This is a genomic window from Streptomyces sp. CLV115 (genome assembly GCF_038448545.1).
Lineage (GTDB): Bacteria > Actinomycetota > Actinomycetes > Streptomycetales > Streptomycetaceae > Streptomyces > Streptomyces sanglieri.
Window position 1 is genome coordinate 19,780 of the sequence record NZ_JBCEWQ010000050.1, and the last position, 24,579, is coordinate 44,358.

The window sequence follows — 24,579 nt, forward strand, 5'->3', positions numbered from 1 at the left end:
CGGCCCGGACCAGGTACGTTCGACGACGTGGCTGGATTCAGGATCGGACGCGGCCGGGACAACCGCACCCCGCAGCAAGCGCAACAGCAACCGCGGCAGCAGCCGTACGGCACACAGGAACCACCGCCGTACGGTCAACAGCCCTGGCCACCGGCAGGAGGCAACACAGCCCCGCCCCCGTACAACAACGGCGGCCACGGCGGCTACAACGGCGGTGGCCAGGGCGGCGGCTACAACGGCGGCCACGGCAACGGTGGCTACAACGGCGGCGGTCACGGCGGCGGCTACAACGGCGGCCAGGGCGGCGGTCACGGCGAACCGGAGTACTTCGGCGACCCGTACCAGCAGCCTCAGCATCCCCACCAGCCGCAGAACCCCCACGGTTCCCCGCAGCACGGCGATCCGTACGCCAACGCCCCCGGCCACACCCAGGCATTCAGCATCGGCGAGGACCCGTACGGCCCCGGCGACACCTACCGCGCCGGCCAGGCCCCCGCCCAGCCCGCAGGCCCCCGGCTGCCGTGGAAGCAGCTGCTCAGCGGCATCGTGCTCCGCCCGGGACCGACGTTCTGGCAGATGCGCGACTACCCCGTCTGGGGTCCGGCGCTCATCGTCACGTTCCTGTACGGCCTGCTCGCGCTCTTCGGCTTCGACCAGGCCCGGGACGACGCGATCCACGCGACGATCTCCACGGCGGTGCCCTACGTCGTCATCACGGGCCTCGGCTTCGTCATCGGCGGCCTGGTCCTCGGCGCGGTCACGCACACGCTCGCCCGCCAGCTCGGCGGCGACGGCGCGTGGCAGCCGACGGTGGGTCTGTCCATGCTGATCATGTCGATCACGGACGCGCCCCGCCTGATCTTCGCGGTCTTCCTCGGCGGCGAGAACTCCCTGGTCCAGATCCTCGGCTGGATCACCTGGCTGGCCTCGGCCGCGCTGTTCACCTCGATGGTGAGCAAATCGCACGACCTGCCCTGGCCGAAGGCACTGGGCGCGTCCGCGATCCAGCTGATCGCCCTGCTGTCGATCATCAAGCTGGGCACCATCTGACGCCCGCCCGCGCACACCCCCGAAACCCCCGGCACATCACGTGCGCCGGGGGTTTCGGAGTTCCCGGGCCAACAATTTCGAAATCCATGGGCGCGTGATGTCGAGAACCCGTGGCGTGCTCCGTCCCCGTGGTGAGCGCGACCACAATGGTCCGCACCGACACCGAGGAGACCACGATGGCCAAGTACCTGCTTCTCAAGCACTACCGCGGCGCTCCGAGCGCGGTGAACGATGTCCCCATGGACCGGTGGACGCCGGAGGAGATCTCCGCGCACATGCAGTACATGAACGACTTCGCGGCCCGGCTGGAGAAGACCGGCGAGTTCGTCGACGCCCAGGCGCTCGCCCCCGAGGGGACCTTCGTCCAGTACGACGGCGAGGGCCGCCCGCCGGTCACCGACGGCCCGTTCGCCGAGACCAAGGACCTCATCGCCGGCTGGATGGTGATCGACGTCGACAGTTACGAGCGCGCCGTCGAGCTGGCCGGGGAGCTGTCGGCGGCCCCCGGGGCGGGCGGGAAGCCGATCCACGAGTGGCTGGAGCTGCGCCCGTTCCTGACCGCGATGCCCACCATCACCGAGTGACCTCCTCGATGAACGAGGCCCTGCTCAGAAGCCTCACACCAAGCGTGCTCGGGATCCTCGTCCGCCGCGGAGCCGACTTCGCGGCGGCCGAGGACGCCGTGCAGGACGCGCTGGTCGAGGCGGTCCGCGTCTGGCCGGCCGACCCCCCGCGCGACCCGAAGGGCTGGCTGATCACGGCGGCCTGGCGCAAGTTCCTCGACGCGAGCCGGGCGGAGACCGCCCGCCGCCGGCGCGAGGACCTCGTCGACGAGGAACCGGCTCCCGGCCCCGCGCCCTCGGCGGACGACACGCTCCGGCTCTACTTCCTGTGCGCCCACCCGTCGCTGACCCCGTCGTCCGCCGTCGCGCTCACCCTGCGCGCCGTCGGCGGGCTCACCACCCGCCAGATCGCCCGGGCCTACCTGGTGCCCGAAGCGACCATGGCGCAGCGCATCAGCCGGGCCAAGCGCACCGTCTCGGGCGTGCGGTTCGACCGGCCCGGCGATGTCGCCACCGTGCTGCGCGTCCTCTACCTGGTCTTCAACGAGGGCTACTCCGGCGACGTGGACCTCGCCGCCGAGGCGATCCGGCTCACGCGGCAGCTCGCGGCCGCGATCGACCACCCCGAGGTGTCGGGGCTGCTCGCCCTCATGCTGCTCCACCACGCCCGGCGCGCCGGGCGGACCGCGCCGGACGGCAGCCTGGTCCCGCTCGCCGAGCAGGACCGGACCCGGTGGGACACCGGGGCGATCGCCGAGGGCGTCGAGATCCTCCAGGCGGCCCTCGCCCGCGACCGGCTGGGCGAGTTCCAGGCCCAGGCCGCCGTCGCGGCCCTGCACGCCGACGCGCCCACCGCCGAGGAGACCGACTGGGTGCAGATCGTCGAGTGGTACGACGAGCTCGCCCGCCTGACCGACAACCCGGTCGTCCGCCTCAACCGCGCGGTGGCCATCGGCGAGGCGGACGGACCACGCGCCGGGCTGGCAGCACTCGCGACGCTGGACGGCTCACTGCCCCGCCACACCGCGGCGGCGGCCTACCTCCACGAACGCGCCGGCGACCTGACGACAGCGGCACGCCTCTACGCCGAGGCGGCCGACAAGGCACCCAACCACCCCGAACGCGACCACCTGACCCGCCAGGCGGCCCGCCTCAACACCCGGAAACACCACTGACGGTCCCGCATCCGCGCCGTCCGGGCCTGTCCCGGGCCCGCCCTCGGCCCCGTCCGGGCCTGTCCGACCCTGTTGTCCCCCTGCCCCGTCCGGGGCTCAGGCGTCGAGAACCTGCCCGCTGCGCCGTACGACGGGCTTGTCCACACTCCACGGGAAGTTGATCCAGCGGTCGGTCTTCTTCCACACATATTCGCACTTCACCAGCGAATGCGACTTCTCGTAGATGACCGCGCTGCGCACCTCGGCGACATGATCGATACAGAAATCACGCACCAGCTTCAGCGTCTTCCCGGTATCGGCGACGTCGTCGGCGATCAGGACCTTCTTGTCCGAGAAGTCGATGGCATTCGGAACGGGCGCCAGCATGACCGGCATTTCCAGGGTGGTGCCCACCCCGGTGTAGAACTCCACGTTCACCAGGTGAATGTTCTTGCAGTCCAGCGCGTAGGCCAGCCCGCCGGCGACGAATACCCCGCCCCGCGCGATGCTGAGCACCACATCGGGCTCGAACCCGTCGTCCGCCACGGTCTGCGCCAGCTCTCGCACGGCGCGGCCGAACCCCTCGTAAGTGAGGTTCTCCCGCACATCGTCCACGTTCGTTTCGCCGCTCATGGTCATCCCGTCGTCACACCTGGGTCCGGTGGAAATTCATGAAGGAGCGCGACGCGGTCGGCCCGCGCTGGCCCTGGTACCGCGACCCGTACCGCTCGGAGCCGTACGGGAACTCCGAGGGCGAGCTCAGCCGGAACATGCACAGCTGCCCGATCTTCATTCCCGGCCACAGCTTTATCGGCAGCGTCGCCAGATTCGACAGCTCCAGCGTCACGTGCCCGGAGAAACCGGGGTCGATGAACCCGGCGGTCGAATGCGTGACGAGGCCGAGCCGCCCCAGCGAACTCTTGCCCTCCAGCCGCGACGCGAGATCGTCCGGCAACGAAATGACTTCGTACGTCGAAGCGAGCACGAACTCACCGGGGTGCAGGATGAACGCCTCGTCGCCGTCCGGCTCGACCATGCGAGTCAGATCGGCCTGCTCGACGGCCGGATCAATATGCGGATAGCGGTGGTTCTCGAACACCCGGAAGTAGCGGTCGAGCCGCACATCGATGCTCGAGGGCTGCACCATCGACGCGTCGAACGGATCAATGCGCACACGTCCGGCGTCGATCTCGGCCCGGATGTCCTTATCTGAGAGAAGCACGCCCCGAGGATACGCAGAACGCGCGGGCCCACCCCAATCCGGGACCACCCGCGCGCCCTGCCACCGCCACTACCGCCGCTCGGCCACCACGGGTACGGCATGCCGCAACCGCGCACAACGCGGACAGCGGATAAGCCGCCCGGGACCGATCCGCCCGGACCCGAGATGCTGCATCGGGAACGAAGCGGTAGCGAAAACGTGCCCTTCGGCACAGCGGACGACGGTGCGCTCCATGGAGTCCATCAAGTCCCTTCCCCAACAAGCCTTGGACGAAAAAGCCACATTAGGGGATGAACAGGACGCCACTCCAGGCGGCACTCCGACCCCCCACGCTACGCCCCCAACTCCCGCCCACGGCACACCCGTCCACCTTCCCCGTACAACGAAAAGGCCCCACGGCTCAAACGCCGGGGACCTGGCATGGGGTACAGTATGGGACGGTAGGAGCCGCTCAGGCGGCACGCCTCGCGGGTGTAGTTTAATGGTAGAACATGAGCTTCCCAAGCTCAGAGCGCGAGTTCGATTCTCGTCACCCGCTCCATGACGAAGGCCCTGGTCGGAGACCAGGGCCTTGTTTGCGGTCGACATCGCGCGACGCGAGACCCGCCACTGCAGTCTTCGGCTTCCGCACATTCGTCGCTGCGCCCATCGCGAAGTCAGCGTCATCGAGATGGTCAACACCAGGAACTCTGTTCATCCCGCCTGGGCCATCAGGGGCCCGGCTTGAAGAGCTCGAAGACGGGCAGGTGGCTCGCCCAATTGCTGCCAAACAAAGCCATGAGTATCAACACGGACCAGGCGGTTCCTGCGGCAGCCATCGCCATGTCCGGCAGGCCGAGGAAGGCCAACCCGACAACGCCTCCAGCGATCAGCACAGCTGCGGCGGCTACCCGTAGCAGCTCTCGGTCGCGGACCGGCTTCTTGCCCTCCAGCAAAGGCTTGGGGAGGAGCGCTCCAATGCATCCGTCCACATACTGTTCGGCGATCGTCGCGACCAAGCCGGCGATCTCGCTAAGCGCTTCGGCCTGGGGGCTGTGATCCAGAGCAGCTTCCGCCTCGCGCAGCTTGGCCACCACCTGGCCAGCATGGGCCTTCAGCTCTCGCCGCCGGGGAGACAGGAAGGCGACTGTTCCCGAACGGCGATGCGCTCGCATCACGTTCCCTTCGAGACGGCGCAGCGCGGTCCCCACAGCGAAGAGCTTCTCCGGCCGCTGAGCGTGGCTGGCGCCATGCGCTTCCGCGCAGGCTCGAATCGTTGCCCTGCACGCCGAGGTGAGCTGGTTGCGGACGAACGGAAGACCGGCGCCTCTCGTCTTCACACACAGCTTCATGAGCAGCGTGACCAAGATGGCCCAGGCTGCCAGCCAGTGCCAATGTGGCTCCCGCCCGCGGTAGAGACCCAGCACAATCACGAAGTACACGACCACGACGTACGCGAGCATGACCGCAGCAAGCATGAAGAAGAACCACGGGAGATCCGCTGCGGACGCATGTCTGAGAGCAACCTTCATTCGCGGTGGGATGGGCCACCATCCATATCCCAGCCGATCAAGGTCAACGCGAAGTTCAGCTACCGACTCGTCGCCCCAGCCCCGTACACGCCGTCCCCACCGCGCCCGTAACGAGATGTTCAGACTCATGGCCGCGAGCATGCCACCTGGCACCGACAGCGGCGGTACGTCACTGGTGCCGACCGCAGGGCGCCATAGCCGAGCAGGAAGGAAGGGCGTGCCACAAAGTGCCAGTAGGGGCAGTAAACAGCGGTCAACAGCAGGCAGGGAAAGACGCCACCCACTTTCCTAGTTGGACTCGTTTCCGCAGGTCAGGGCCCAAGTAGTGGCCCGAGCGCCAGGGGATTCCCAAGCTCAGAGCGCGAGTTCGATTCTCGTCACCCGCTCCACAGCAAAGCCCCAGGCCAGCGGTCAGGGGCTTCTTTGTTGTCCGGATGCCGGGCGGCACAGGGGAAGCTGGCCGAGGGCGGAGGCAGGAAGCATGCTCTCCTGCTTACCCGCACGAGCCTTGCGATCACCGATCACCCGATGAGCAGTATTCAATCCGAGAAGGCCAGGGTCGACTCGATGGGCACAATGACTCCTGCGATTCCCGGCAGCAATTTCTCCAAAGATTGATCCATCGCCGCCACGATGAACGTAGCGTGCGTAGCCATGGGAGACCTCATACGCCCCCGGGCATGGGCGGAACGATCAACAGGTATGCCAGTGCTGCCAGGTGCAAGGTCGACCTGGCTCATCACTCTTCACGCGCTGATCAAGGAGCTGTCTGCCAACAGAGAGCCGTCCTCAAGCGATCATGTCCCACTACCTCGGACCGGTGGACTGGACCGGCATCAACTTCAGCGGCTCGTCCGCGCCGGACTACTCTCTCGCGAGGGGGCAACGCTTACGCCCAGTGCCGCTGCCGTCTCTTGGCATCAAAGTGGCGACCCTGCCGTGCTCGTGGAAGCGCTCCACTGCAACGTCAGGTTCGTGGGCGAAGCCATGGACGCCTTGTCCTCCGGGCCTCGTACACATGATCAGTTGCTGGAGCTGGCCCGCGAAGAGTTCGACCTGCAGTGGGACACCGCGGCCCCTGTGCGCGACCGCACGGGTTGGCTCGCTGTCACGGGAATGGTTGACCTTTTCGACCGCCAGGTCCACCTGACAGAAGCAGGCCGACGCGTCCTTGCAGCCATCGAGCTGGGAAAGCCCGATCCCGACGAGACCGACGCCGTCGTACATCTCGCCCCCACGCCCGGAGCCATCGCCAGGCTTGTCGAACAGCTCGACCAAACCGGCCTCAGGGAGAGGACGGACGGCGCGAATCTCTATATTCCGGGAGTTGCTGCTAACGGCGGGGTGCTGGATGCACTGCAGGTGCTCACCGAGGCGGCCATTCCGTCGATCAGTGACGCGGACTTCGTGCGATCCGTCCAGAGCATCTTCCCGAAGGCCCAAACGGTGGCCACGGCACGAACGGCCAAGGACACCCTGAAGGCGCTCGGGCTGATTCAGCGAACGTCATCCGAGAGCTGGACCGCCACGCCGGCTGCCCTTGCTTGGGTCGAGTCGGGCGAACCGCTGGACCTTGCACGCACTGTTCATTCCGCGATCGCATTCTTCGGTGAGGTACTGGGAGAACTTGACCAGACGGTTCGGCCCACGACCGGCACGCTTACGGAACGCAGTTCGCTTTACCTCCCCAACCGCGGGAAACCTCTGTCCCGCAGCGCGGTCAATACCCGTCTGAACCTGCTGGATGCCTGTGGGCTCGTCACTCGGCTCTCGCAGACCACTTACCGTACGACGGCTCTTGGGCGAGCGTTCAAGGAGTCGCTGCCCTGCTTCCAGCCGAACGGCGCCGCGGGTCGCACTCCGTCCGACGAAGCCACCGAAAACCACCACGGTGACAGCCCTTCCGGCACCACTCACCAATCCGTTTCCCTGGGTTCGCACATCGCGGCGGTGCTGGAGGATGCCGCACGGGACAGCGCGAACCCCAAGCTCTTGGAGAAGGCCGCCGTCGTCGCGCTGGGCTACCTGGGCATGCCGGGCCAGCACGTGGGCGGCCCCGGAGCGGTGGACGGCCATGTGCGCTTCGGTATCGGTACGGACTCGCGGATCCTGGCCATCGAGGCAAAGACTTCAGCCACTGGTCCGGTCAGGGATCAGCCGTTGTTCGGGTTGTCGGAGCATCGAGTGGGGATCGGGGCACATATTCACCTCCTCATCGGGCCGGGCTTCGAACGTCGCATGCTCAAGGAAGCCGACGACGATCCCGCCATCGCCGTGATCGATACCGGGCTGCTGGCCGAAGTCGTCCGTCGCCAGGAACAGACACCGCTCACCCTGACCCAACTAGCACCCCTCGTTGACCCAGCCCTGAAGGCAGCTCAGCGCGGCGACGCTCTGCGCGCGTACTGGGAGGCCCAGGACATGTGCAGCCGACTCGAGTACGCCCTGGTCGACATCTTGAATGCCGAAGCAGAGGACCCACTGGAGGAGGGTGGCTGGCTCGATCTCACGTCGATCCGACGCGAGCTTCGGACTCGTGGGTACCGCGTCGGCGAGGGCACGGTCGTGGAAGCCCTCGAATTCCTGACTTCTTCCCGGATCGGCGTACTTCAACGCTCTGAGCAGCGCTACCGCTGCGCGGCCAGCGTCCACACAGCAGGGCAGCGCATCAGGGCACTCGGATACCAATGGGTAGCAGCGACACAACCCCATCAGCAAACGCGCTCAAGAGACGAAGCTACCCATGCATAGCTGACCTCTCGAGCAGATTGGGTCGCTGGGCACTGCCCCGAAAGCTGGGTCTCTCGAACAGACTTGAATACCGAATATCCGCGCCAGACACCTGATTATCAGCGGCTTCACGCCGAGCCCTCACAAGCTGGTCCAGGCCGGCCGCCACCTCACGCCGCCGCTCGAAAGCCCGAGCACCGACAGATGAGCGCGGCCCGTCCGGTCGACCGCCCGCTCGCACCATCGTGTCCTTCAGCGTGGCACTGGACCGGCTTACCAGGGTGCAACCGGTGTAACGAAGACCGTAGAGGACGAAGCCGCTGGAGAGACCCACCTTCGAGCGAGTAGCGCGCCACTTACGCCCGAACGTGGAGCGCGGAACGGCTTGCCGTTCTCCCCCACGAAAGACAGTCCATCCGGGCGCTTCTCGGCGTCGGCCCGCCTGCCGGAGTGCCGCGGGAGAAGCCCGTCTACATGAGATTGGGCAGGGCAAGCACGAGGGCGGTCGAGAGGCAGATGCTGACGATGAACTTCCGCCACCTGAAAGGACGTCGTCGACCCCTGGCATCCACGAGCTGCGCGATCCAGGCAGCCAGGAGCACGCAGAGTGACCCTAGTGAGGCATGCCCGAGATGTCCGCCCTGCAGCGCCGTGGAGAGGTAGAAGACGCCCGCCATCTGAACAGCGACCGTAATCACTACGACAGCCAGGACGATGCCAGCCTTCCTCTCGGCTTCCTCCTCCTCCGGCGTAACGATCCTGACTCGCACGCATCGAGGCATCGCTCTCCAACCAAGTCGAGAACAGGCCGTATTGGTGATCACGCACCCTATCGAGATCCACGCCGATGACCCCAACCATGCGCCATCACCCCTGGCAGACGAAGCGCGCGCCTTACCTGTCGACGGAGAGGCGGCCACGGTTCTACAGGTCGTACCGCTCGTCGAGGCCGAAGAGGGGGGCAACGTCGCGATATGTGGCGCCCCATCCACATTGTGTGACCGGCGTCACGGAGAGTGGCGATGGGGCAGTAAAGCCCTTGCGTGCATACTCCAGTATGCTTGCCATATGTCTTCGACGACTCGCATCACCGTCACGCTCCCCAGCGACCAGGTGGCGGAGCTCCGCAAGCTCACGGACAACGTCTCCGGCTACGTGGCGGAAGCCGTGGCCCGCCAGATCCGGCACCAGCTTCTGGGCGAGGATCTTCGCCGACACGAGGAGCGACACGGGCCCTTCAGCGACGAGGAGCTCGCCGAAGCCCGTTCCAAGATCTTCGGTGCCGATGGCTCCGCCAAGGGCGCGGACGCCGCGTGAGCGAGCGCATCGAGACCGTCGTCCTGGACTCGGAAGGGCTCTCCGCCTGGATCGCGCAGGACCGCCAGTTCCTCGCGATGTTGCAGGTCTTCCACGACATGGGGGCCGACCTCGTGATCGGGGCGAACACCATCGTGGAAGTCAGCCACGCCCGCACCAACATCCCCCGCCTGAACTGGGCCCTCTCCCGCATCAGGGTAGAGCCGGTCACCGAACAAGCGGCCAAAGCAGCAGCGCAACTCCTCAAGGATGTTGGCCTGCACGGACACAAGTACGCCATCGACGCCACGGTCGCCGAGGTCGCCCTGCGCCAGCCGAAACCGGTCGCCCTCCTGACGTCCGACAGCGACGACATGACCAAGCTCTGCGGCAACCAGGTCCGCATCATCCCTCTCTGACCCGCCAGCCCATCCGGAGCATGCACCCTGGCAGGGTCCGCTGCACTGCCGGGCTGCGTGCCCCCTCCGTGCCCAGCAGAGCGGGCAACAGCGGTCAGATACGGCGGCCAGAGACCGTAGCCATCCACCTGCCCAACGCGAAAGCGCAGGTCAGAGCCCCTTCAACGGCCCAAGCACCGTTGATTCCCAAGCTCAGAGCGCGAGTTCGATTCTCGTCACCCGCTCCATGAAAAAGCCCCCGGCCGGGGGCTTCTTTGTTATCTGGACCACTTGGAGTCCGCGTGCCATAAAGAGACGCGATCAGCGCCGGCTCATCCCAGAGCTGGCCCTGATGGCGTGCTGACGTACTCGAAGGCTCAGAGCGATGCCTCGATCCCGACGCTTCCGGCACTGATGACTCCCCGCAGGACGTGGGCGATCTCCTCGGGCTTGAGGTCGATGCCGTCGAGCCCCTCCGTGGTCAGTGGGATCTCCTCCAGTGCGTACTCGCCGCGGCCCTCGGCACTGAACTCGGGGCCGGTGCGGTCGTCGAAGGACCAGGTTGCGATGCGGGCGAGGTAGAAGAGCTGACGCTCGTCGTCGGACTCCATGGTGTGAAGGAGGCGGATGATGTCGGCCTTCCCGGCGATCTCCTCGTGGATCTCACGGTGGAGGGCGGCCTCCCGGGACTCGTCGGTGGGTTCGACGCCGCCGCCGGGCAGGACCCAGTACTCGGGGATGCCGGGCCGGGTGCGGCGGATGACCAGCATGGTGTCGTCTGTGGTGACGAGGACGGCACGGACTCGTTCGATCATTTCGGTTCGTCTCCTTGCTTGTTGTCGGTCTCAGTGCAGCAGCCAGCCACCGTCGACGTGGACGGACTGCCCCGTGATGAACGAGGCGGAGGGGCCCGCGAGAAACGCCACCAGGGCCGCGACGTCCTCGGGCCGGCCACGGCGAGGGACGCGCCGGCGCTTGATCTGACCCTCCGGGCGCGCACGGAGCCGGGTGGGGATGACGGTCTCGGCCTCGACCTGGATGGCCCCGGGCATCACCGTGCTCACGCGGATCCCGTACGGACCCAGCTCGCGGGCGAGGGAACGGATCAGGCCCAGCAGTCCGGCCTTCGCTGTGCTGTACGCGGCGAGGTTCATCCGGCGGGCGCGGGCGTTGACGCTGCCGATGCCGATGCCGATGCCGATGCCCACGATCCGGCCCCGGCGGCGTTCGACCATGCCGGGGGTGAACGCGTGGCAGGTGTGGTAGTGGGCGGTGAGGTGCACGTCGAGGGAGTAGCCCTGGACGCGGCCATGCACGTACCGCTTCCCAGGAGATGGCCATGCCCCTCACCCAGATCCCTGCCACCACGGCAGAAGTGATCACGATCCGGCCCGGCCTGCACTCGCCGGGGTCATGACCGTCGACGGCTCCAGGAACACCGCGCTGCCGGTGCTCGCAGCGGCAGCGGCCCTGTGTCGGCCGGTGCAGCTCAGCAACGTCCCTACCAGCGCTGATGTAAACGCCATGCTCACGCTGTTGCAGCACTCCGGGCACCGACTGGCGCGTGCGGTCGGTGACCGGACCACGGTTCTGGTCCTGGGCGACAGCTTCGGGCACATCGCCCCGGCACAAGGCGACTTGGCAGGCCACTCTGCTCAACGGAGCTTCGGCCTTCCACACACGGGCCGCTCACCTGCGGAGGTATCTCGGTCCCGGGCTTTGTCCGGCGAACGCCTCACACGCTGTCGGGCGAACCTCTACCGTGAAATGGATCTCTGCTCCACAGCCCGCAACGCAAAAGACGGAGAGGGCAGGCCCGCGCCGCCCCGGCCACGGTGTTGTAGCGGCGGGTTCGGCAAGTTCGGGAAGGAATACGAAGCCTACATGCTCAGCCTCTGCGCAGATCAGCTTTCCTATGCGAATCGGGTAGACGGAGGAATTGACTTTTTCAAATTCCTTGCAGGATTCTTCACTGCTGCAACGCTTTTTATTGTTCTCCAGGTCGCCATCGCCATCGTCACCATCCTCCTGTCGTTAGCTTTCGGGAACCTTCTGGGCAGACGGCTGAACGGATGGTTGAGGCAGATATTCGAGCCGACAAGCAGTCGCCAGCAGGAACGGGCGGACGAATTCGCGGAACAGTATATGCAGAACGCCGTGGCACACATCGAATCCGTAGCCTCCGGCATTTCCAGCGATGAACGAAGCCGCCTGGTCAGTGACATCAAGACCTGGCACGCCAATTCTCATTTGTGGACCGCGCGACAGGCAGCCGCACTTGCCCTTACCGTATGGCTTCTGATGAATATCACCCACATCAGGAATACCTTGTCCCTCTGGGTGGGCGAAAAATGCCAGAAATCGATGGGGAGCGGCGTCGGACACGATGCTCAGGGCTGCAATCTCGGATGGACGGACTCGCTCGGTGCGCTGTGGGACCCGAAGGTTGATTTCGTCCGCGAGAGGTGGGGCGACGCGAAAACGGCGGTGCTCCATCCACTGGAGCACCCCGCACACACCGCCACCACAGCTGCGGTGGCGCTTCTCTTGGTGGTCGTCATCATGATGGCGTATCCGTTGACATCAGCTGTCTGGTACAGCTTGCACCGACGACTGGGCCGCGATTTTCCCGGGGCGGGCAGCTCACCGGCCGCCGCCAGACCCGGTCTGGTCAGTGAGGTGAATCGCTGTTGGCCGACAGTCAGGCTCCTGAATATCTGCAAGGAGGTAGGTCACGCACACAATCAGCTGGAAACCGGCGGAGAAGTATCACTGGTCAGCCTGAAGCATGCGGAAAGCGCCGTCTATTCCGCCTGGCGAAGTCGGTACCGAAGAAAGGTGTTCGCCCGTAGCCAAGAATTCTCCGAGCATGCCGAGCTGGCGGTCGGAGCACTCCGCGCTGCAGAAGTCCGACAGGAGCGCGAATCCGACACCAAGAAAGTCCTCGAAGACACGCATGCCATGCTGCTGAAGATTAGTAATCGGTACACGGCGGGCCTCACTTTGGCGCTGCTCGATGCCGAAGACCTCGAAGGCGTCGAGCCCGCGGTGCGCCGGAAATGGGTCAAGGCGGCGTTCGCAGTAATCATCATGGGTGGCATAGCTGCGGGTGCCACGGCACTGGATGCGCCGGAAGAGGTGTGGACTCCACTTGTCACGGCATCCCCCGTGTTGGCCTGGGGTATCGCGTACATGCGCCCGGCACGCATTGCCGAAACGCTCGCCCTGTGGAACGGCAGCGGCCGGCACCGCGCGGAGTAGCCGCGTCCTCAGTCACAGCAGCTGTCCGGTTCATGCAGAGCGAGATTCCGCGCATCCTGGCCGCGGTACCTCGTGCCAGTAGGGGCGGTGAACAGCGGTCACCAGCAGGCACGGGAAGACGACGAAAGTCTCGCCGACAGCGTCGGTTTCCGCAGGACAGAGGATCTCCCAAGGCCCGAGCCCTGGGTGATTCCCAAGCTCAGAGTGCGAGTTCGATTCTCGTCACCCGCTCTTCCACGAGCCCCTGGAGTCATCGGCCTGGGGCTGGTCGTTGTCCCGACCTCTCAGCGCCCTTGCACCACCTGGCCTCTTCTCGCGCCCCTCGCGCCCACTCCCGGGCCGCTCGCACCCATCCGGTCCAGTCCGCCCGCCACCTCCTTCTGCCGGTCGTGGTCGACGTGCTGATGGATCGGGGCCGCCCTGCCCGTCGGCCGGCCGGCCGGCGCACACCATCGTGCCCTTGAGCGTGGCGCCCGAACGGGTCGAGAAGGTGTGGCCGGTGTGCCGGAGGTCGTAGAAACGGAAGTTCTCCGGCGGGCCGAGCGTGGTCGGCGCCTTGCGCCACTTCCGCCCGAAGGCGGACCGACGGAGCGGCTTGCCCCTCTCCCCGACGAACAGCAGGCCGTCCGGCCCCTTCTCGGCGTACCGGCTCATGTGCGCCCTCAACCGGGCGACACTTGAAACGGACGTCACCACCGGTCTGCAGCAACATGAGGGTGCCGACCGGGTATCCACGAGAGATCGAGGCGAGCAGGCCGATGATGTTGTGGTCCGGCCACACCCAGCCGCGCTGGAACTCCGGTAGCTGTGCTTCGCCCTCGGCCACCCGCCGCAGCAGTTTGACCAGCTGAATCTTGTCGATCCCGAATGCTTGCTCAGTCACGGCCCACCCCCTCCTCGACACTGAACGCTGCCGAGAGGTTACCGGTGGTGGAGTGAGCACGAGGCCGGTGCAGGAATTCAAGCCGCCAGGGGTGGCGTCCGCCCCCTCGCCAAGGGACGTCGCGCTGCGTCGGCTCGGGACCGATACACGTCTCTCCCTGCCCGGGTGGCCGGATTCGTGGCTTCGAGGTCGCTATTTTCGAGGTGGCCATCAAGGCCTTTTCGCTTGCCCATCAGGAAGCCGACGCTTGCCCCCGCGAGCAGCCGGAGCACCGCACGGCGACATCCCGCATACTCCAGTATGCTTGGACTTATGTCCTCGACGACCCGCATCACCGTCACGCTTCCCAGCGACCAGGTGGCGGAGCTCCGCAAGCTCACGGACAACGTCTCCGGCTACGTGGCGGAAGCCGTAGCCCGCCAGATCCGGCACCAGCTTCTGGGCGACGACCTTCGCCGGCACGAGGAGGAGCACGGCCCGTTCAGCGACGAGGAGCTCGCCGAGGCCCACGCGAAGATCTACGGCGACGACGGCTCCTCCAAGGGCGCGGATGCCGCGTGAGCGAGCGCATCGAGACCGTTGTTCTGGACTCTGAAGGGCTCTCCGCCTGGATCGCGCAGGACCGCAAGCTCCTCGCGATGTTGCAGGTCTTCCACGATATGGGGGCCGACCTGGTGATCGGGGCGAACACCGTCGTGGAAGTCACTCACTCCCGCACCAACATGCCTCGCCTGAACTGGGCCCTGTCCCGGATCAAGGTGGAGCCGGTCACCGAGCAGGCAGCGAAAGCGGCAGCTGAGCTGCTCAAAGGCGCCGGACTGCACGGGCACAAGTACGCCATCGACGCCACGGTCGCCGAAGTCGCCCTGCGCCAGCCGAAGCCGGTCGCCCTCCTGACCTCGGACAGCAACGACATGACCAAGCTCTGCGGCCACCAGGTCCGCATCATCTCTCTCTGACCCACCAGGCCGCCTCGGAGCACGCACCCCGGCAGGCTCCCGATTGCACTGCCAGCCTCGTGCCCCATCCGTGCCCAGCAGCGGTCAGGTGCGGTTCCCAGAGCCTGTTGCCATACACCCTGCCCGACGGGAAAGCACAGGTCAGATCCCCTTCAACGGTCCACGCACCGCTGATTCCCAAGCTCGGGGCGCGAGTTCGGATCTCGTCACCCGCTCCACGACGGAGGCCCTGGTCGGAGACCAGGGCCTTGTTTGTTGTCCAGATCTCTCCAGGCGTCTCGCGCCGTCTCCGCACCGCCTGCCCCAGGCTCCTACCTGTCCGCCGGGACCGGGGTGGCTTTCAGCGTCTCCCGCATGATGCGCACCCCTTGCTCGGCCATCTCGCCGATGGGGCCGGCGAGTTCATCCGGCGTCACGTCGATCGTCCAGACGAAGCGGCTGCGCCCTTCGGTGTCGGCGAGGACCTGCATCGAGGCGTGATGGTGCTTCGGCGTCATCGAGCCGCCGACCACCGCGTAGGCCACCCGGCGGGACGCCTCGTCGATGTCGACGATCAGCTCGTGCACGACCGCTCCGTTCGCGAAGGTCACGATCCTGGTGTCCGCTTCCATGCGGGTGTCCGTGACGAAGCCCGGCACCAGACGCTCGTGGACGGCTCCGACCTCGCGCAGGGACTCCCAGACGTTTTCCGGGGAGTTGTCGATCAGGAATTCTTTGTTGATGTGAGCCATGAGCCCTTCTCCTGTCGGGTGACGTGTCAGGCGCCGGTGGTGAGGCAGAACGGGTGTCCCTCGGGGTCGCTGAGGACGACCCACTGGTCCTTGCCGGGCTGGAACTCCGGCCTCGACGCTCCGAGGGCAAGGATCCGGGCGGTCGCCTCCGCCAGGTCGGTGACCGTGAAGTCGAGGTGGACGTGCTTGGCGTCGTCGGGCCAGGCGGAGGCCCGGTAGCCCTCGATGCGTACGAACGCCAGGCCGGGGTGCTCCCCGTCGGCCAGGGACGCGTAGTCCTCGCCGCTGCAGGTGATCTCCCAGCCGGTGACCTCGCTGTAGAACTCGGCGAGCCGAACCGGGTCTCCACAATCGATGACTACGGTGCTGATCTGCGCGAGAACGGACATGACGGCGACTCCTTGAGCGAGTTACGGGATGACGTGCGACGCCGCTCAGCCTGCTCGCCGTGCCCCGTCCCGGTCTTGAAGATCCTTGCGGGAAGGGGCCGATGTCAGACCCCCGGCGTAGCGTCGAGAAGTGCTCACCGCCACCGTTCTCGCTTCCCGGCCCGACTTCCGTATCACCGCGGTGAGCTGCCAGGACGACCACACCCGCTGGTCACAGGCGGAGGTGCGCGAGGACTACCGGGTGGTGCTCGCGCGGCGCGGCCGGTTCCGCAGGCAGGTGGCCGGCGCCCCGGCCGAGGTCGATCCGACGACGGCCTACCTCGGCGTGCCGGGCGAGGAGGAGCATTTCGCGCACCCGGCCGCCGGGGGTGACGAGTGCACCTCGATCAGCCTGACACCCGCACTGTGGCGGGCGGTGGCGGGTGAGGACGCCCGCCCGGCCCGGCAGAGTGTCTACGTGGACGCCCGCCTCGACCTGGCCCACCGCCGCGTCCTCGCGTCCGCCCGCACCGGCGACGTGGACCACGCGGTGGCCGAGGAACTCCTCGGACTGCTCTCCGCCACCGTCGGACAGGCCGTCGACGGAGCCGTTCCGACCGGCGTCCGCCCCAGCAGTGCCGAGGCGACGCTCGTCACCGCGGCCCGCGAGGCGATCGGGGAGGCCCACCCCGCCTCCGAGGGACTGCTGCCCCTCGCGGAGTTCCTCGGCGTCTCGCCCTACCGTCTGAGCCGCGCCTTCACTCGCGAGCTGGGAGTCTCCCTGACCCGCTACCGCAACCGGGTCCGGGTCGGACGCGCCCTCGACCGTCTGGGCGCGGGCGAGGAAAGCCTCGCCGCACTCGCCGCCGACCTGGGCTTCTCCGACCAGGCCCACCTCACCCGGACCATGCGCCACTACCTCGGCCACACGCCGACGGCACTGCGGCGGCTCCTCACCCCGGGGCACCCCGAGGGGGACAGTGCCAGGTAGAGGGCTCTCGGCCGGGGCCGACACGTGCCATTACGTGCCGGTAGGGACGGTGAGCAGTCGAGCGGCGCCGGCCGACGCCGGGTGGCGAAAGGTTTGGCGTGCGGGGTCGACGGGACCGGGTAACGTCTTTGTCATGTTCTTCCAGACACCGATTTACGAGTGAGAGCGTGACGGGCCCCTGCTGACGTCCCCGATGTCGCCGCGCCCGTCCCCCACCGATGAGTCCGTAGATCACTTCACCTCATTCCGGGAGAGCTCATGACCGTGAGCAAGAACATCAACAACCCCGTGGGCATGGGCGGCGGCCAGCGCAAGAGGCTGTCCCGCACCGAACGGCAGAACAATGGTCCGCACCGCAATCTCGACCGCAAGGGTGCCGCTGACCGGAAGGCCGAGCTGGTGCGCAAGATGCGTGAGAAGGCGGGCGCAGGGCAGGCGGGTGCAGGGCAGGCGGGCGACGACACCGCGCAGAGCTGACGCACCACCGCCGCAGGGTTGCGGCACCGTACGAGGCAGGGTCCGGACCGCGACGCGCGGTTCGGGCCCTGTTGCCGTACCGGGCGCGGCCGGTCCCGCTCACCTCTCGGCCGGGCACGCGGGGGTGGACGCGCCACTGAGGAAGTGGCCGACGTGGTCCTTGCCCGTGGTCACGCCACCGCCCGGGCGGGCCGGCGGCTGTTCGATCGCAGGGCACCCATCCTCGGTCATACCGTGGGCTCCTCGGCCTGATCTTCAGGGTCCTGCTGCGCCGACGCGAGGGCCGGCACTCGGGCTGCTGAATCCAGAGCGTGAAACCGGACCGGAATGCCGCCGTGCAGTGGCCACAGAAGGAGGCACTGCATGGCGACGCCGTGTGCAGTCGATCCCGGCCGGTCGCACTCGGTCGAACGAGTTCTCCGCAGGTCGGATCCGATGTGGCGCCGAGACATGGCGGTCCCGCCTCTGTACCTCGTTCGTGTTGGAACGCCGACGTCCGGAGGGCGGAACGGGCACGGTGGGAACAGCCGGTCCAGTCGGCACTGTTGGATCAGCCGAGGGACCGGCACCGCTCGGGCGGGGAGTACGGAGACCACGAGGTCGTCCGCCCCACCGGGGGCCGGGCCCCGGGGTCGCGGTGTGTTCGCCGCGTATTCGAATCTGGACGTAGTTCTGCAGGAGGACTCTTTTCATGACTGGCCGACCCTTGACGCTCATGGCAGTGCACGCCCACCCCGACGACGAGGCCACCAGTACCGGAGGGGTCCTCGCGCGGTACGCGGCGGAAGGCATCCGCACGGTTCTCGTGACGTGTACCGACGGCGGTTGCGGTGACGGACCGGGGGGTGTCAAGCCGGGCGATCCCGGCCACGATCCGGTGGCCGTCGCCAGGATGCGCCGTCAAGAACTCGTTGCGAGCTGCGACGTCCTGAAGATCAGTGATCTGGAGATGCTGGACTACGCCGACTCCGGGATGGTGGGCTGGCCCAGCAACGACGCCCCCGGATCCTTCTGGCAGACCCCCGTGGAGGAAGGCGCCGGCCGACTTGCGGAACTCATGCGGCGCTACCGACCCGATGTGGTCGTCACCTACGACGAGAACGGCTTCTACGGCCACCCCGACCACATCCAGGCCCACCGCATCACGATGGCCGCACTGGAAATGACCGACCTGACACCGAAGGTGTACTGGACGACAATGCCCCGCTCGATGATGCAGCGGTTCGCCGAGACCATGCTTGAGTTCCAGGAGGACATGCCGGAGCCGGATCCTGCCGAGACCGCCGCCATAGCCGAGATCGGCCTCCCCGACGAGGAGATCACCACGTGGGTGGACACCACCGAGTTCAGCGGCCAGAAGTTCGATTCGCTGGCCGCGCACGCCAGTCAGGGCGAGAACATCTTCTTCCTCAAGATGGGCAAGGAGAGGTTCGGCAAGTTGATGGGCGTGGAGACCTTCGTACGTGTCAAGGACGCCACCGGCGCGGCCGTGCCGGAGAACGACCTCTTCGCCGGACTGCGCTGATCCGCCCAGGACTCATCACCATGCGGCCGTGCCCCGACGTGCCCGTAGCCTCGGTGGACAGCGGTCACCAGAGGCTTCGCCGAAGTCGTGGGGGAACGGCCGCGAACGGCGATCACTCCGGTTCGCAGGTCGCAGTCCGACCGAAACCCGGGGCAATTCCGGCGCCCGGGCCCGGAGGTGGCGCTCGCCGGTTTCTTCTCCACCGCCGCACGGCAGTTGCTGCCGTGCGGCGGTGGGCGTCCGCGCGGAGCACCGCACCCGAGGGCCTGTGGCATTGATCACAGCGAAAGTGTGGGCGGCGGACACAACTGCACCCTTTCGTCTTTTCTGTCGGCAGCGGTGTTGTGGTAATGGCCGGGACAGGTGAAGAACTCGTGGTGGTGGACCGTTGGTCCGGCCATACGATCCCCTCAAGTCGCATCTGCGTGCCCCCCTCCCGCAGCGACCCCTTCTTCTTTTTCGGACACCGAAGGGCTCTTGTGAAGATTCGCCCGGTACTTGCCACAGCTGTTGCCGCCGCAGTGACCATGCCTGCTCTCCTGCTGTCGGTCACCCCCGCGTTCGCCGACGACAAGCCGGCAGCACAGACGCAGGACAAGACGCAGGACAAGCCGTCCATCACGGAGTTGGAAAAGGCCGCTGCGGCCGCGAAGGTGGTGTACGACGACGCCGTGGAGGCCGAGAGTGCCGCCAAGGCGGCGCTGGAAGCCACCCTGTCCGACACTCATCCTCTGGCCGTGGCCGCCAAGGCCGCCCAGACCGCGGCGGCGGAGGCCGCTGCCGCGAAGGTGACCGCCGACCAGGCGGTCATCGACGCCCAGGCCGTGGTCGACGCACTGCCGGAGACGGCCACCGAGGAGGAGAAGGCCGCCGCCGCGACCGAGCTCGCCGAAGCGAAGGCCGGCGCCGAGACCGCCAAGGAGGCCAAGGCCGCCGCCGATGCCGCGGTCGTGGAAGCCGTGGACGCGCGGGACGACGAGCGGGTCGCCGCAGCCCGGAAGCTGGGCCAGGCGCAGAAGGCCACCAAGGAGGCCCTCGCCGACAAGACCGCCGCCGACGAGGCGCTGGCCAAGGCGAAGGAGGAGGAAGAGGAGGGCGGCGAGGACGGTGAGGACTGTGTCCCCGAGGCCAGGCTCACCACGGTCGTCACGGGTCTGCCGTCCACCGTCGTGGCCGGCACGAAGGTCGACTTCAACCTTCGGGTGACCAACGGCACCGACAGGACGATGGACGAGGTGCTTCCGTTCGCCTACGTCCACGCGACCGACCGGAGCGGGCTCAAGAGCACCGACGACCTGGTGCACCTGCAGTGGTCCTCCGCCTCGTCCTCGAAGTGGAAGACCGTCGACAACAAGCACTACATGGACGCCATCAGCCCGCTGAAGGCCGGTGCCCACGCCGACATCAAGATGCGCCTCAAGGTCGACGCCTCGGCCCCCGCGGGCAACGGCATCACCTTCGTCGCCGGTGACTACTTCAACGACAACGGCACCTGCGGCGGGAACCCGGACCTCAAGGGCTACGAGTTCCTGATCGCCGCCGCGGGCAGCAAGCCCGGCAAGGTCGACGACGCCAAGCCCGGCACCACCAAGCCGAACACCTCGGACGTCAAGGCGCAGAGCAGCACGTCCCGTCCGGTGAGCGGCAGCCTCGCCGCCACGGGCTCGTCCTCCGCGATGCCGCAGCTCGCCCTCGCGAGCGGCGCGGCCATGGCGATCGGCGGGGGCGCGGTGTTCCTGGTACGCCGTCGCAGGGCCGGCTCCCACGCCTGATGCATGAGGTGGGGTGCCGACCGGGCACCCCACCCCACGCGGCGGCCGTCCAACGGCCCGGCGCGGAGTGGCGTCAAGCCCCGGGTCAGCGACCTGGGGCACGGCGAGCCCACTGGAAGCGGCAACGCCGGGGAGGGCGGGCTCGACCGCATGGCGGCAGCCGGTGGCCCGTTCGTGGAAGTCGGGGTGGTCGCCGCCGTGGCGGGTCTGCGTGAGGAAACGCGAGCCTTCCGGGAGGCGCGACAGGATCACCTGCGCGTGCTCCTCCGTGTCCGGCCTGCGGTCAGCGAAGCCGTACCGCCGCGACGCGTCCATGGCGTCCGTCGCGTCCGTCGCCGGCATGACGAGCAGCCGCACCGATCTCTCGGTGCAGCGTTTGCCGATCGGTTTCGGAGTCACTTGCTGATCGGTGGGGCCGTGCATGTCGATGAGAAGTAACGGCACTGCCGGCCCAGTCCAGGAGACCCGCCTTTTGGGCAAGTGGCAGGCGGACGTGCCCCTGACGGGCTCGGCGACGGATTTCCGCCAGCACATCGCCTTTGGCGCTCCTACGCTGCGGCCATGTCATACCGCTTCGCCGGCATCGTCGACCGCTATCTACTCTCCGGTTCCGAGTTCACCCGCAGGCTGCGCGCGGTACGGCCCGAGCAGTGGTCGGCGCCCACCCCCTGCGCAGAATGGGACGTACGCCAACTCGTCAACCACATGACCCGGGGGAACCTCAATTACGTCTCCCTGCTGGACGGCGGCTCGGCCGACGACTTCCTCCGGCTCCGGGACGAGGACGCCCTGGGCCGCGATCCGGTGGGCGCCTACATCCGGTCTGTACGGGAGTGCGCCGAGGCCTTCCGGAGGCCGGGCGCCCTCCGGCAGATCCTGGATTACCCCCTCGGCCCGGTGTCCGGTGAACAAGCCCTCGCCGTGCGCACCACGGATGCGGCCATTCACACCTGGGACCTGGCCCGAGCCGTCAACGCTCCCGAGGAGCTCCCTCCCGAGCTCGTCGCCTGGATCGAAGACCACCTCGCCGAAATCTACGCCGGCCTGGCGGAGTCACCTGTCTCCGCCGACACCACCCACCGCTTCTTCGCCGCCCCAGGGGCTCCCCCCGTGGCCGGAGAGGCCCGACAGGCCCGGTTGCTGCGGCTGATGGGCCGCTGAGCGGGGGGAGAGGCAAGTTCGGCCTTCGGCATCCGCGGGTTGACAACGAGTTTCGCCGGAAGCATCCGCTACCGCCTCGGCAAGAGACCTGGCGCCTCCGTGGCTGGGGCTGCGGGACGTACGCCTCCGCCGTACCCCGACCGGCCCGGACCCGGATCTCCTCACGGCACGTGGCCACGTACCCGCGCGCTGTCTGGCACGCACCGAACCCCTGCGCCCGAGCCCGTTCCTCCTGGAACGTGGGCGCGTGGGCGCGTTCGAGAACTTGTACGGCGTGGGGCCCGTGCTGTCACGGGTCGGTCCGGTGGGCGCGGCGGGCGCCGGCGACGACCAGGGATCCGGCCAGGAGTACGACGAGGGCCGCGGCGCGCAGCGCGGTGTCGGCGCCGTGGATGAACGCTTCGGTGATGGCGGTGTGGTCGGCCGGGGACAGTGTGAGTGCTTCCTGCACCGTACGCGGGAGCGGTGTGTGCCGGCCCAGGTCGGCAGGCAGGTGGTGGGTGAACCCGGCTGTGAGGATGGTGCCGACCACAGCCACGCCCAGCGCGCTGCCCAGTTCACGGGTCGCGGACTGCAGGCCTCCGGCGATGCCGGCCCGCTCCACGGGCAGGGCCGAAGCGATCTGAGCGGTCAGGCAGGGCGCGGCCAGCATGATGCCGAGCCCGATGACGAACAGACCGGCCGCGTACACGGGGTAGGCCATGGTCGAGGCGTACGAGAGGCCGAGCAGGCCGGCGCTGGTGAGCGCGAAGGCCGCGGAGAGTGTGGCGGGGATGCCGATGCCGCGGATGAGCCCGGGAACGTAGCGGGTGCCCACCAGGAGCGGGACGGTCAGCGGGATGACCCCGAGCCCTGCCTCCAGGACGGAGAAACCACGCCCGTATTGCAGGAGTGAGGCGTTGACGTAGAAGAGCCCGAAGCTTCCGAAGAACGTGATGGTCATGCCGAGGCCGGCGCTGCTGAGCGCCGCGCTGCGGAACAGCCGCGGGTCGAGCATGGGGTGGGGGGCGCGCAGCTCGACACGTACCCAGCACAGGCTCAGCAGAAGGCTGCAGGCGAAGGCACCGAGCACGACCGTGCTGCCCCAGCCCTGTTCGGGTCCTTCGATGATTCCGATCAGCAGGGCCACGAAGGCCGCCACGAACAGCAGCGTGCCGGGCAGGTCGAGGGTCCGGTCGTGGCGGGCGCTGCGCGGGGCGGACCGTGCTGCCCACGCCAGGCAGCAGGCCGCGACGAAGGCGACCGCCGCGAACAGCGCGCGCCAGGAGCCCGCGCTGAGCACGGCGCCGCCTCCGACGTTGCCGACGACGCCGCCGATGCCGGTGGCCGCCGCCCAGATGGCCAGCGCGTGCGGGCGCCGCTCGGGGGCAGTGGCGTGCAGCAGGATGCCGACGCAGTTGGGCAGGACGCACGCGGCGCCCAGGCCCGTGACGGCGCGCCCGATCAGCATGATCGCCACGTTCGGCGCGATGGCCGACACGACGGCGCCGAACGCGAATATGCCGAGCCCCGCCATGAGGACGCCCTTGCGGCCCAGCTTGTCGCCGACCGCGCCGGCGGGGATGACCAGGCAGGCGAAGATCACGACATAGGCGTCGACGATCCACAGCAGGTTCGACGAGGTCGGTCGCAGTGAACTCGCGGCCAGTTGGGGCACTGCCAGGTTGATCGACGCGACGAAGCCGACGACCAGGGCGGTGCACACACTCACGCAGGCGAGCACGGAGCCGGACCGCTGCGCCGGGCGCGGGGCGCCTTCGGGTATGGGAGCCATCGCTCTCGATTCCTTCTGGGGGTTGAAGTACACGGAGCACGGCCGGACACCGTCCGACGGGCCCTTCCCGGGACCGGGTGGGGAAGGCCGGACACTCACTTACGAGCCACCGTGCACCGTAAAGGTAGCACATACGAGACACCGTGCCTCGTATAGAGTGGCGGCATGGTGGATGGAAGTGGCCGCGGACGGCCCCGCAGCGAAAGCGCACGCTCCGCCGTGCTGCACGCCGTCGACGACCTGCTGGTGGAGGTCGGGTACGCGGCCCTGACCATGAAGGGCATCGCCGAACGGGCGGGCGTGGGCCGTCAGACCGTGTACCGCTGGTGGTCGAACAAGGCGGAAGTCCTCTATGAGGCCAGCGCCCTCGACGCCCGGCACGAGCTGTCCGTGTCCGTCGGTGACGACCCCCGCAAGGACCTCAAGGCGTATCTCGACGCGCTCGTCACCTTCTTGTCGCACTCCCACGCGGGCGCGGCCTACCGCGCCCTCATGGGGGAGGCCCAGCACGACGCGGACGTCGCCGCGCTGCTCACCTCCCGCGACATCCTCGGGGAGAGCGCCGCGGAGGTCGTGGAGGCGGCGCGGAAGTCGAGCGGCACCGCCCTCTCGCTCGAACAGGCGACCGCGCTCCTGATCGGCCCGCCCTTCTTCCACATCCTGTCCGGGCGCGGTGCGGACGGCATCGACACCGAGCAGCTCGCCGAGCAGTTCATGCGCACCCTGAACCATCCCGGAGCATGAGGCGCCCCG

General features: G+C 67.8%; 24 protein-coding genes, 1 tRNA gene and 1 pseudogene. 16 read left to right on the forward strand and 10 right to left on the reverse strand.

Features of this window, described 5'->3' with window-relative positions; all coding sequences use genetic code 11:
• Positions 1-27 precede the first annotated feature (27 nt).
• From AADR41_RS18930 to AADR41_RS18940, 3 genes are all read left to right on the forward strand, one after another.
• Positions 28-1,050: a Yip1 family protein gene (locus tag AADR41_RS18930; protein ID WP_342282596.1), complete on the forward strand. Its 1,023-nt coding sequence runs from the start codon at positions 28-30 to the stop codon at positions 1,048-1,050.
• 176 nt (positions 1,051-1,226) lie between these two features.
• Positions 1,227-1,634, forward strand: coding sequence for a YciI family protein (locus AADR41_RS18935; protein WP_342282622.1), 408 nt, complete (start codon positions 1,227-1,229; stop codon positions 1,632-1,634).
• Between the two features lie 8 nt (positions 1,635-1,642).
• Positions 1,643-2,788 (forward strand): RNA polymerase sigma factor, encoded by a 1,146-nt coding sequence (locus AADR41_RS18940; protein ID WP_342282623.1) that lies wholly within the window; start codon positions 1,643-1,645, stop codon positions 2,786-2,788.
• Between the two features lie 96 nt (positions 2,789-2,884).
• Here AADR41_RS18940 and AADR41_RS18945 read toward each other — a convergent pair whose 3' ends face one another.
• Both AADR41_RS18945 and dcd read right to left on the reverse strand, forming a co-directional pair.
• Positions 2,885-3,400, reverse strand: a complete 516-nt coding sequence (locus AADR41_RS18945; RefSeq protein ID WP_342282624.1) for a phosphoribosyltransferase — start codon at positions 3,398-3,400, stop codon at positions 2,885-2,887.
• 13 nt (positions 3,401-3,413) lie between these two features.
• Positions 3,414-3,989, reverse strand: coding sequence for a dCTP deaminase (dcd, locus tag AADR41_RS18950; RefSeq protein WP_072487843.1), 576 nt, complete (start codon positions 3,987-3,989; stop codon positions 3,414-3,416).
• Positions 3,990-4,456: 467 nt separating this feature from the next.
• On the opposite strand from dcd, the gene AADR41_RS18955 reads away from it, so the two are divergent.
• Positions 4,457-4,530: transfer RNA gene (locus AADR41_RS18955), tRNA-Gly, on the forward strand.
• A 169-nt stretch (positions 4,531-4,699) separates the two neighbouring features.
• Here AADR41_RS18955 and AADR41_RS18960 read toward each other — a convergent pair.
• On the reverse strand, positions 4,700-5,500 hold the full coding sequence (locus AADR41_RS18960) for a hypothetical protein (protein ID WP_342282597.1): 801 nt from the start codon (positions 5,498-5,500) through the stop codon (positions 4,700-4,702).
• 975 nt (positions 5,501-6,475) lie between these two features.
• Between AADR41_RS18960 and AADR41_RS18965 the strand changes: the two genes are divergently transcribed.
• Positions 6,476-8,251 carry a hypothetical protein gene (locus tag AADR41_RS18965; protein ID WP_342282598.1) on the forward strand — a complete coding sequence of 592 codons (1,776 nt, stop codon included), beginning with the start codon at positions 6,476-6,478 and terminating at the stop codon, positions 8,249-8,251.
• Positions 8,252-8,700: 449 nt separating this feature from the next.
• On the opposite strand, the gene AADR41_RS18970 is transcribed toward AADR41_RS18965, so the two are convergent.
• On the reverse strand, positions 8,701-9,000 hold the full coding sequence (locus tag AADR41_RS18970) for a hypothetical protein (RefSeq protein ID WP_342282599.1): 300 nt from the start codon (positions 8,998-9,000) through the stop codon (positions 8,701-8,703).
• 298 nt (positions 9,001-9,298) lie between these two features.
• On the opposite strand from AADR41_RS18970, the gene AADR41_RS18975 reads away from it, so the two are divergent.
• Positions 9,299-9,547, forward strand: a complete 249-nt coding sequence (locus AADR41_RS18975) for a type II toxin-antitoxin system CcdA family antitoxin (protein WP_342282600.1) — start codon at positions 9,299-9,301, stop codon at positions 9,545-9,547.
• Positions 9,544-9,945, forward strand: coding sequence for a DNA-binding protein (locus AADR41_RS18980; RefSeq protein ID WP_342282601.1), 402 nt, complete (start codon positions 9,544-9,546; stop codon positions 9,943-9,945). Before AADR41_RS18975 ends, AADR41_RS18980 begins: the two co-directional genes overlap by 4 nt.
• A gap of 356 nt (positions 9,946-10,301) precedes the next feature.
• Here the strand turns inward: AADR41_RS18980 and AADR41_RS18985 are convergent, their stop codons facing one another.
• Positions 10,302-10,739, reverse strand: coding sequence for an NUDIX hydrolase (locus AADR41_RS18985; RefSeq protein WP_342282602.1), 438 nt, complete (start codon positions 10,737-10,739; stop codon positions 10,302-10,304).
• A 30-nt stretch (positions 10,740-10,769) separates the two neighbouring features.
• Complete coding sequence (locus AADR41_RS18990) at positions 10,770-11,240, reverse strand: SDR family oxidoreductase (protein WP_342282603.1); 471 nt, start codon at positions 11,238-11,240, stop codon at positions 10,770-10,772.
• A 97-nt stretch (positions 11,241-11,337) separates the two neighbouring features.
• On the opposite strand from AADR41_RS18990, the gene AADR41_RS18995 reads away from it, so the two are divergent.
• Positions 11,338-13,185 (forward strand): hypothetical protein, encoded by a 1,848-nt coding sequence (locus AADR41_RS18995; protein WP_342282604.1) that lies wholly within the window; start codon positions 11,338-11,340, stop codon positions 13,183-13,185.
• A 646-nt stretch (positions 13,186-13,831) separates the two neighbouring features.
• Here AADR41_RS18995 and AADR41_RS19000 read toward each other — a convergent pair.
• A pseudogene (locus AADR41_RS19000) lies at positions 13,832-14,068 on the reverse strand (DUF262 domain-containing protein); the annotation flags it as partial.
• A 312-nt stretch (positions 14,069-14,380) separates the two neighbouring features.
• Here AADR41_RS19000 and AADR41_RS19005 point away from each other — a divergent pair.
• Entirely contained in the window at positions 14,381-14,629 is a 249-nt protein-coding gene (locus AADR41_RS19005; RefSeq protein ID WP_342282605.1) for a type II toxin-antitoxin system CcdA family antitoxin, read from the forward strand.
• Positions 14,626-15,027 (forward strand): DNA-binding protein, encoded by a 402-nt coding sequence (locus tag AADR41_RS19010; RefSeq protein WP_342282606.1) that lies wholly within the window; start codon positions 14,626-14,628, stop codon positions 15,025-15,027. The genes AADR41_RS19005 and AADR41_RS19010 overlap by 4 nt, the downstream gene beginning before the upstream one ends.
• A 311-nt stretch (positions 15,028-15,338) precedes the next feature.
• On the opposite strand, the gene AADR41_RS19015 is transcribed toward AADR41_RS19010, so the two are convergent.
• Positions 15,339-15,758: an SRPBCC family protein gene (locus AADR41_RS19015; RefSeq protein ID WP_342282607.1), complete on the reverse strand. Its 420-nt coding sequence runs from the start codon at positions 15,756-15,758 to the stop codon at positions 15,339-15,341.
• A 26-nt stretch (positions 15,759-15,784) separates the two neighbouring features.
• Positions 15,785-16,147: a VOC family protein gene (locus tag AADR41_RS19020; RefSeq protein ID WP_342282608.1), complete on the reverse strand. Its 363-nt coding sequence runs from the start codon at positions 16,145-16,147 to the stop codon at positions 15,785-15,787.
• Between the two features lie 130 nt (positions 16,148-16,277).
• Between AADR41_RS19020 and AADR41_RS19025 the strand changes: the two genes are divergently transcribed.
• The 5 genes from AADR41_RS19025 to AADR41_RS19045 all read left to right on the forward strand — a co-directional run bounded on the left by AADR41_RS19025 (position 16,278) and on the right by AADR41_RS19045 (position 22,052).
• Positions 16,278-17,117 (forward strand): helix-turn-helix domain-containing protein, encoded by an 840-nt coding sequence (locus tag AADR41_RS19025; protein ID WP_342282609.1) that lies wholly within the window; start codon positions 16,278-16,280, stop codon positions 17,115-17,117.
• Positions 17,118-17,375: 258 nt separating this feature from the next.
• Positions 17,376-17,594: a DUF6243 family protein gene (locus AADR41_RS19030; RefSeq protein ID WP_342282610.1), complete on the forward strand. Its 219-nt coding sequence runs from the start codon at positions 17,376-17,378 to the stop codon at positions 17,592-17,594.
• 691 nt (positions 17,595-18,285) lie between these two features.
• The gene (locus tag AADR41_RS19035) at positions 18,286-19,119 is read left to right on the forward strand and encodes a PIG-L family deacetylase (RefSeq protein ID WP_342282611.1); all 834 of its coding nucleotides are present in this window, start codon (positions 18,286-18,288) and stop codon (positions 19,117-19,119) included.
• A gap of 479 nt (positions 19,120-19,598) precedes the next feature.
• On the forward strand, positions 19,599-20,891 hold the full coding sequence (locus AADR41_RS19040; protein ID WP_342282612.1) for an LAETG motif-containing sortase-dependent surface protein: 1,293 nt from the start codon (positions 19,599-19,601) through the stop codon (positions 20,889-20,891).
• 561 nt (positions 20,892-21,452) lie between these two features.
• Positions 21,453-22,052, forward strand: coding sequence for a TIGR03086 family metal-binding protein (locus tag AADR41_RS19045; RefSeq protein ID WP_342282613.1), 600 nt, complete (start codon positions 21,453-21,455; stop codon positions 22,050-22,052).
• Positions 22,053-22,341: 289 nt separating this feature from the next.
• On the opposite strand, the gene AADR41_RS19050 is transcribed toward AADR41_RS19045, so the two are convergent.
• On the reverse strand, positions 22,342-23,826 hold the full coding sequence (locus AADR41_RS19050; protein ID WP_342282614.1) for an MFS transporter: 1,485 nt from the start codon (positions 23,824-23,826) through the stop codon (positions 22,342-22,344).
• Positions 23,827-23,991: 165 nt separating this feature from the next.
• On the opposite strand from AADR41_RS19050, the gene AADR41_RS19055 reads away from it, so the two are divergent.
• Positions 23,992-24,570: a TetR/AcrR family transcriptional regulator gene (locus tag AADR41_RS19055; RefSeq protein ID WP_342282615.1), complete on the forward strand. Its 579-nt coding sequence runs from the start codon at positions 23,992-23,994 to the stop codon at positions 24,568-24,570.
• The last annotated feature ends 9 nt before the right edge of the window (positions 24,571-24,579 follow it).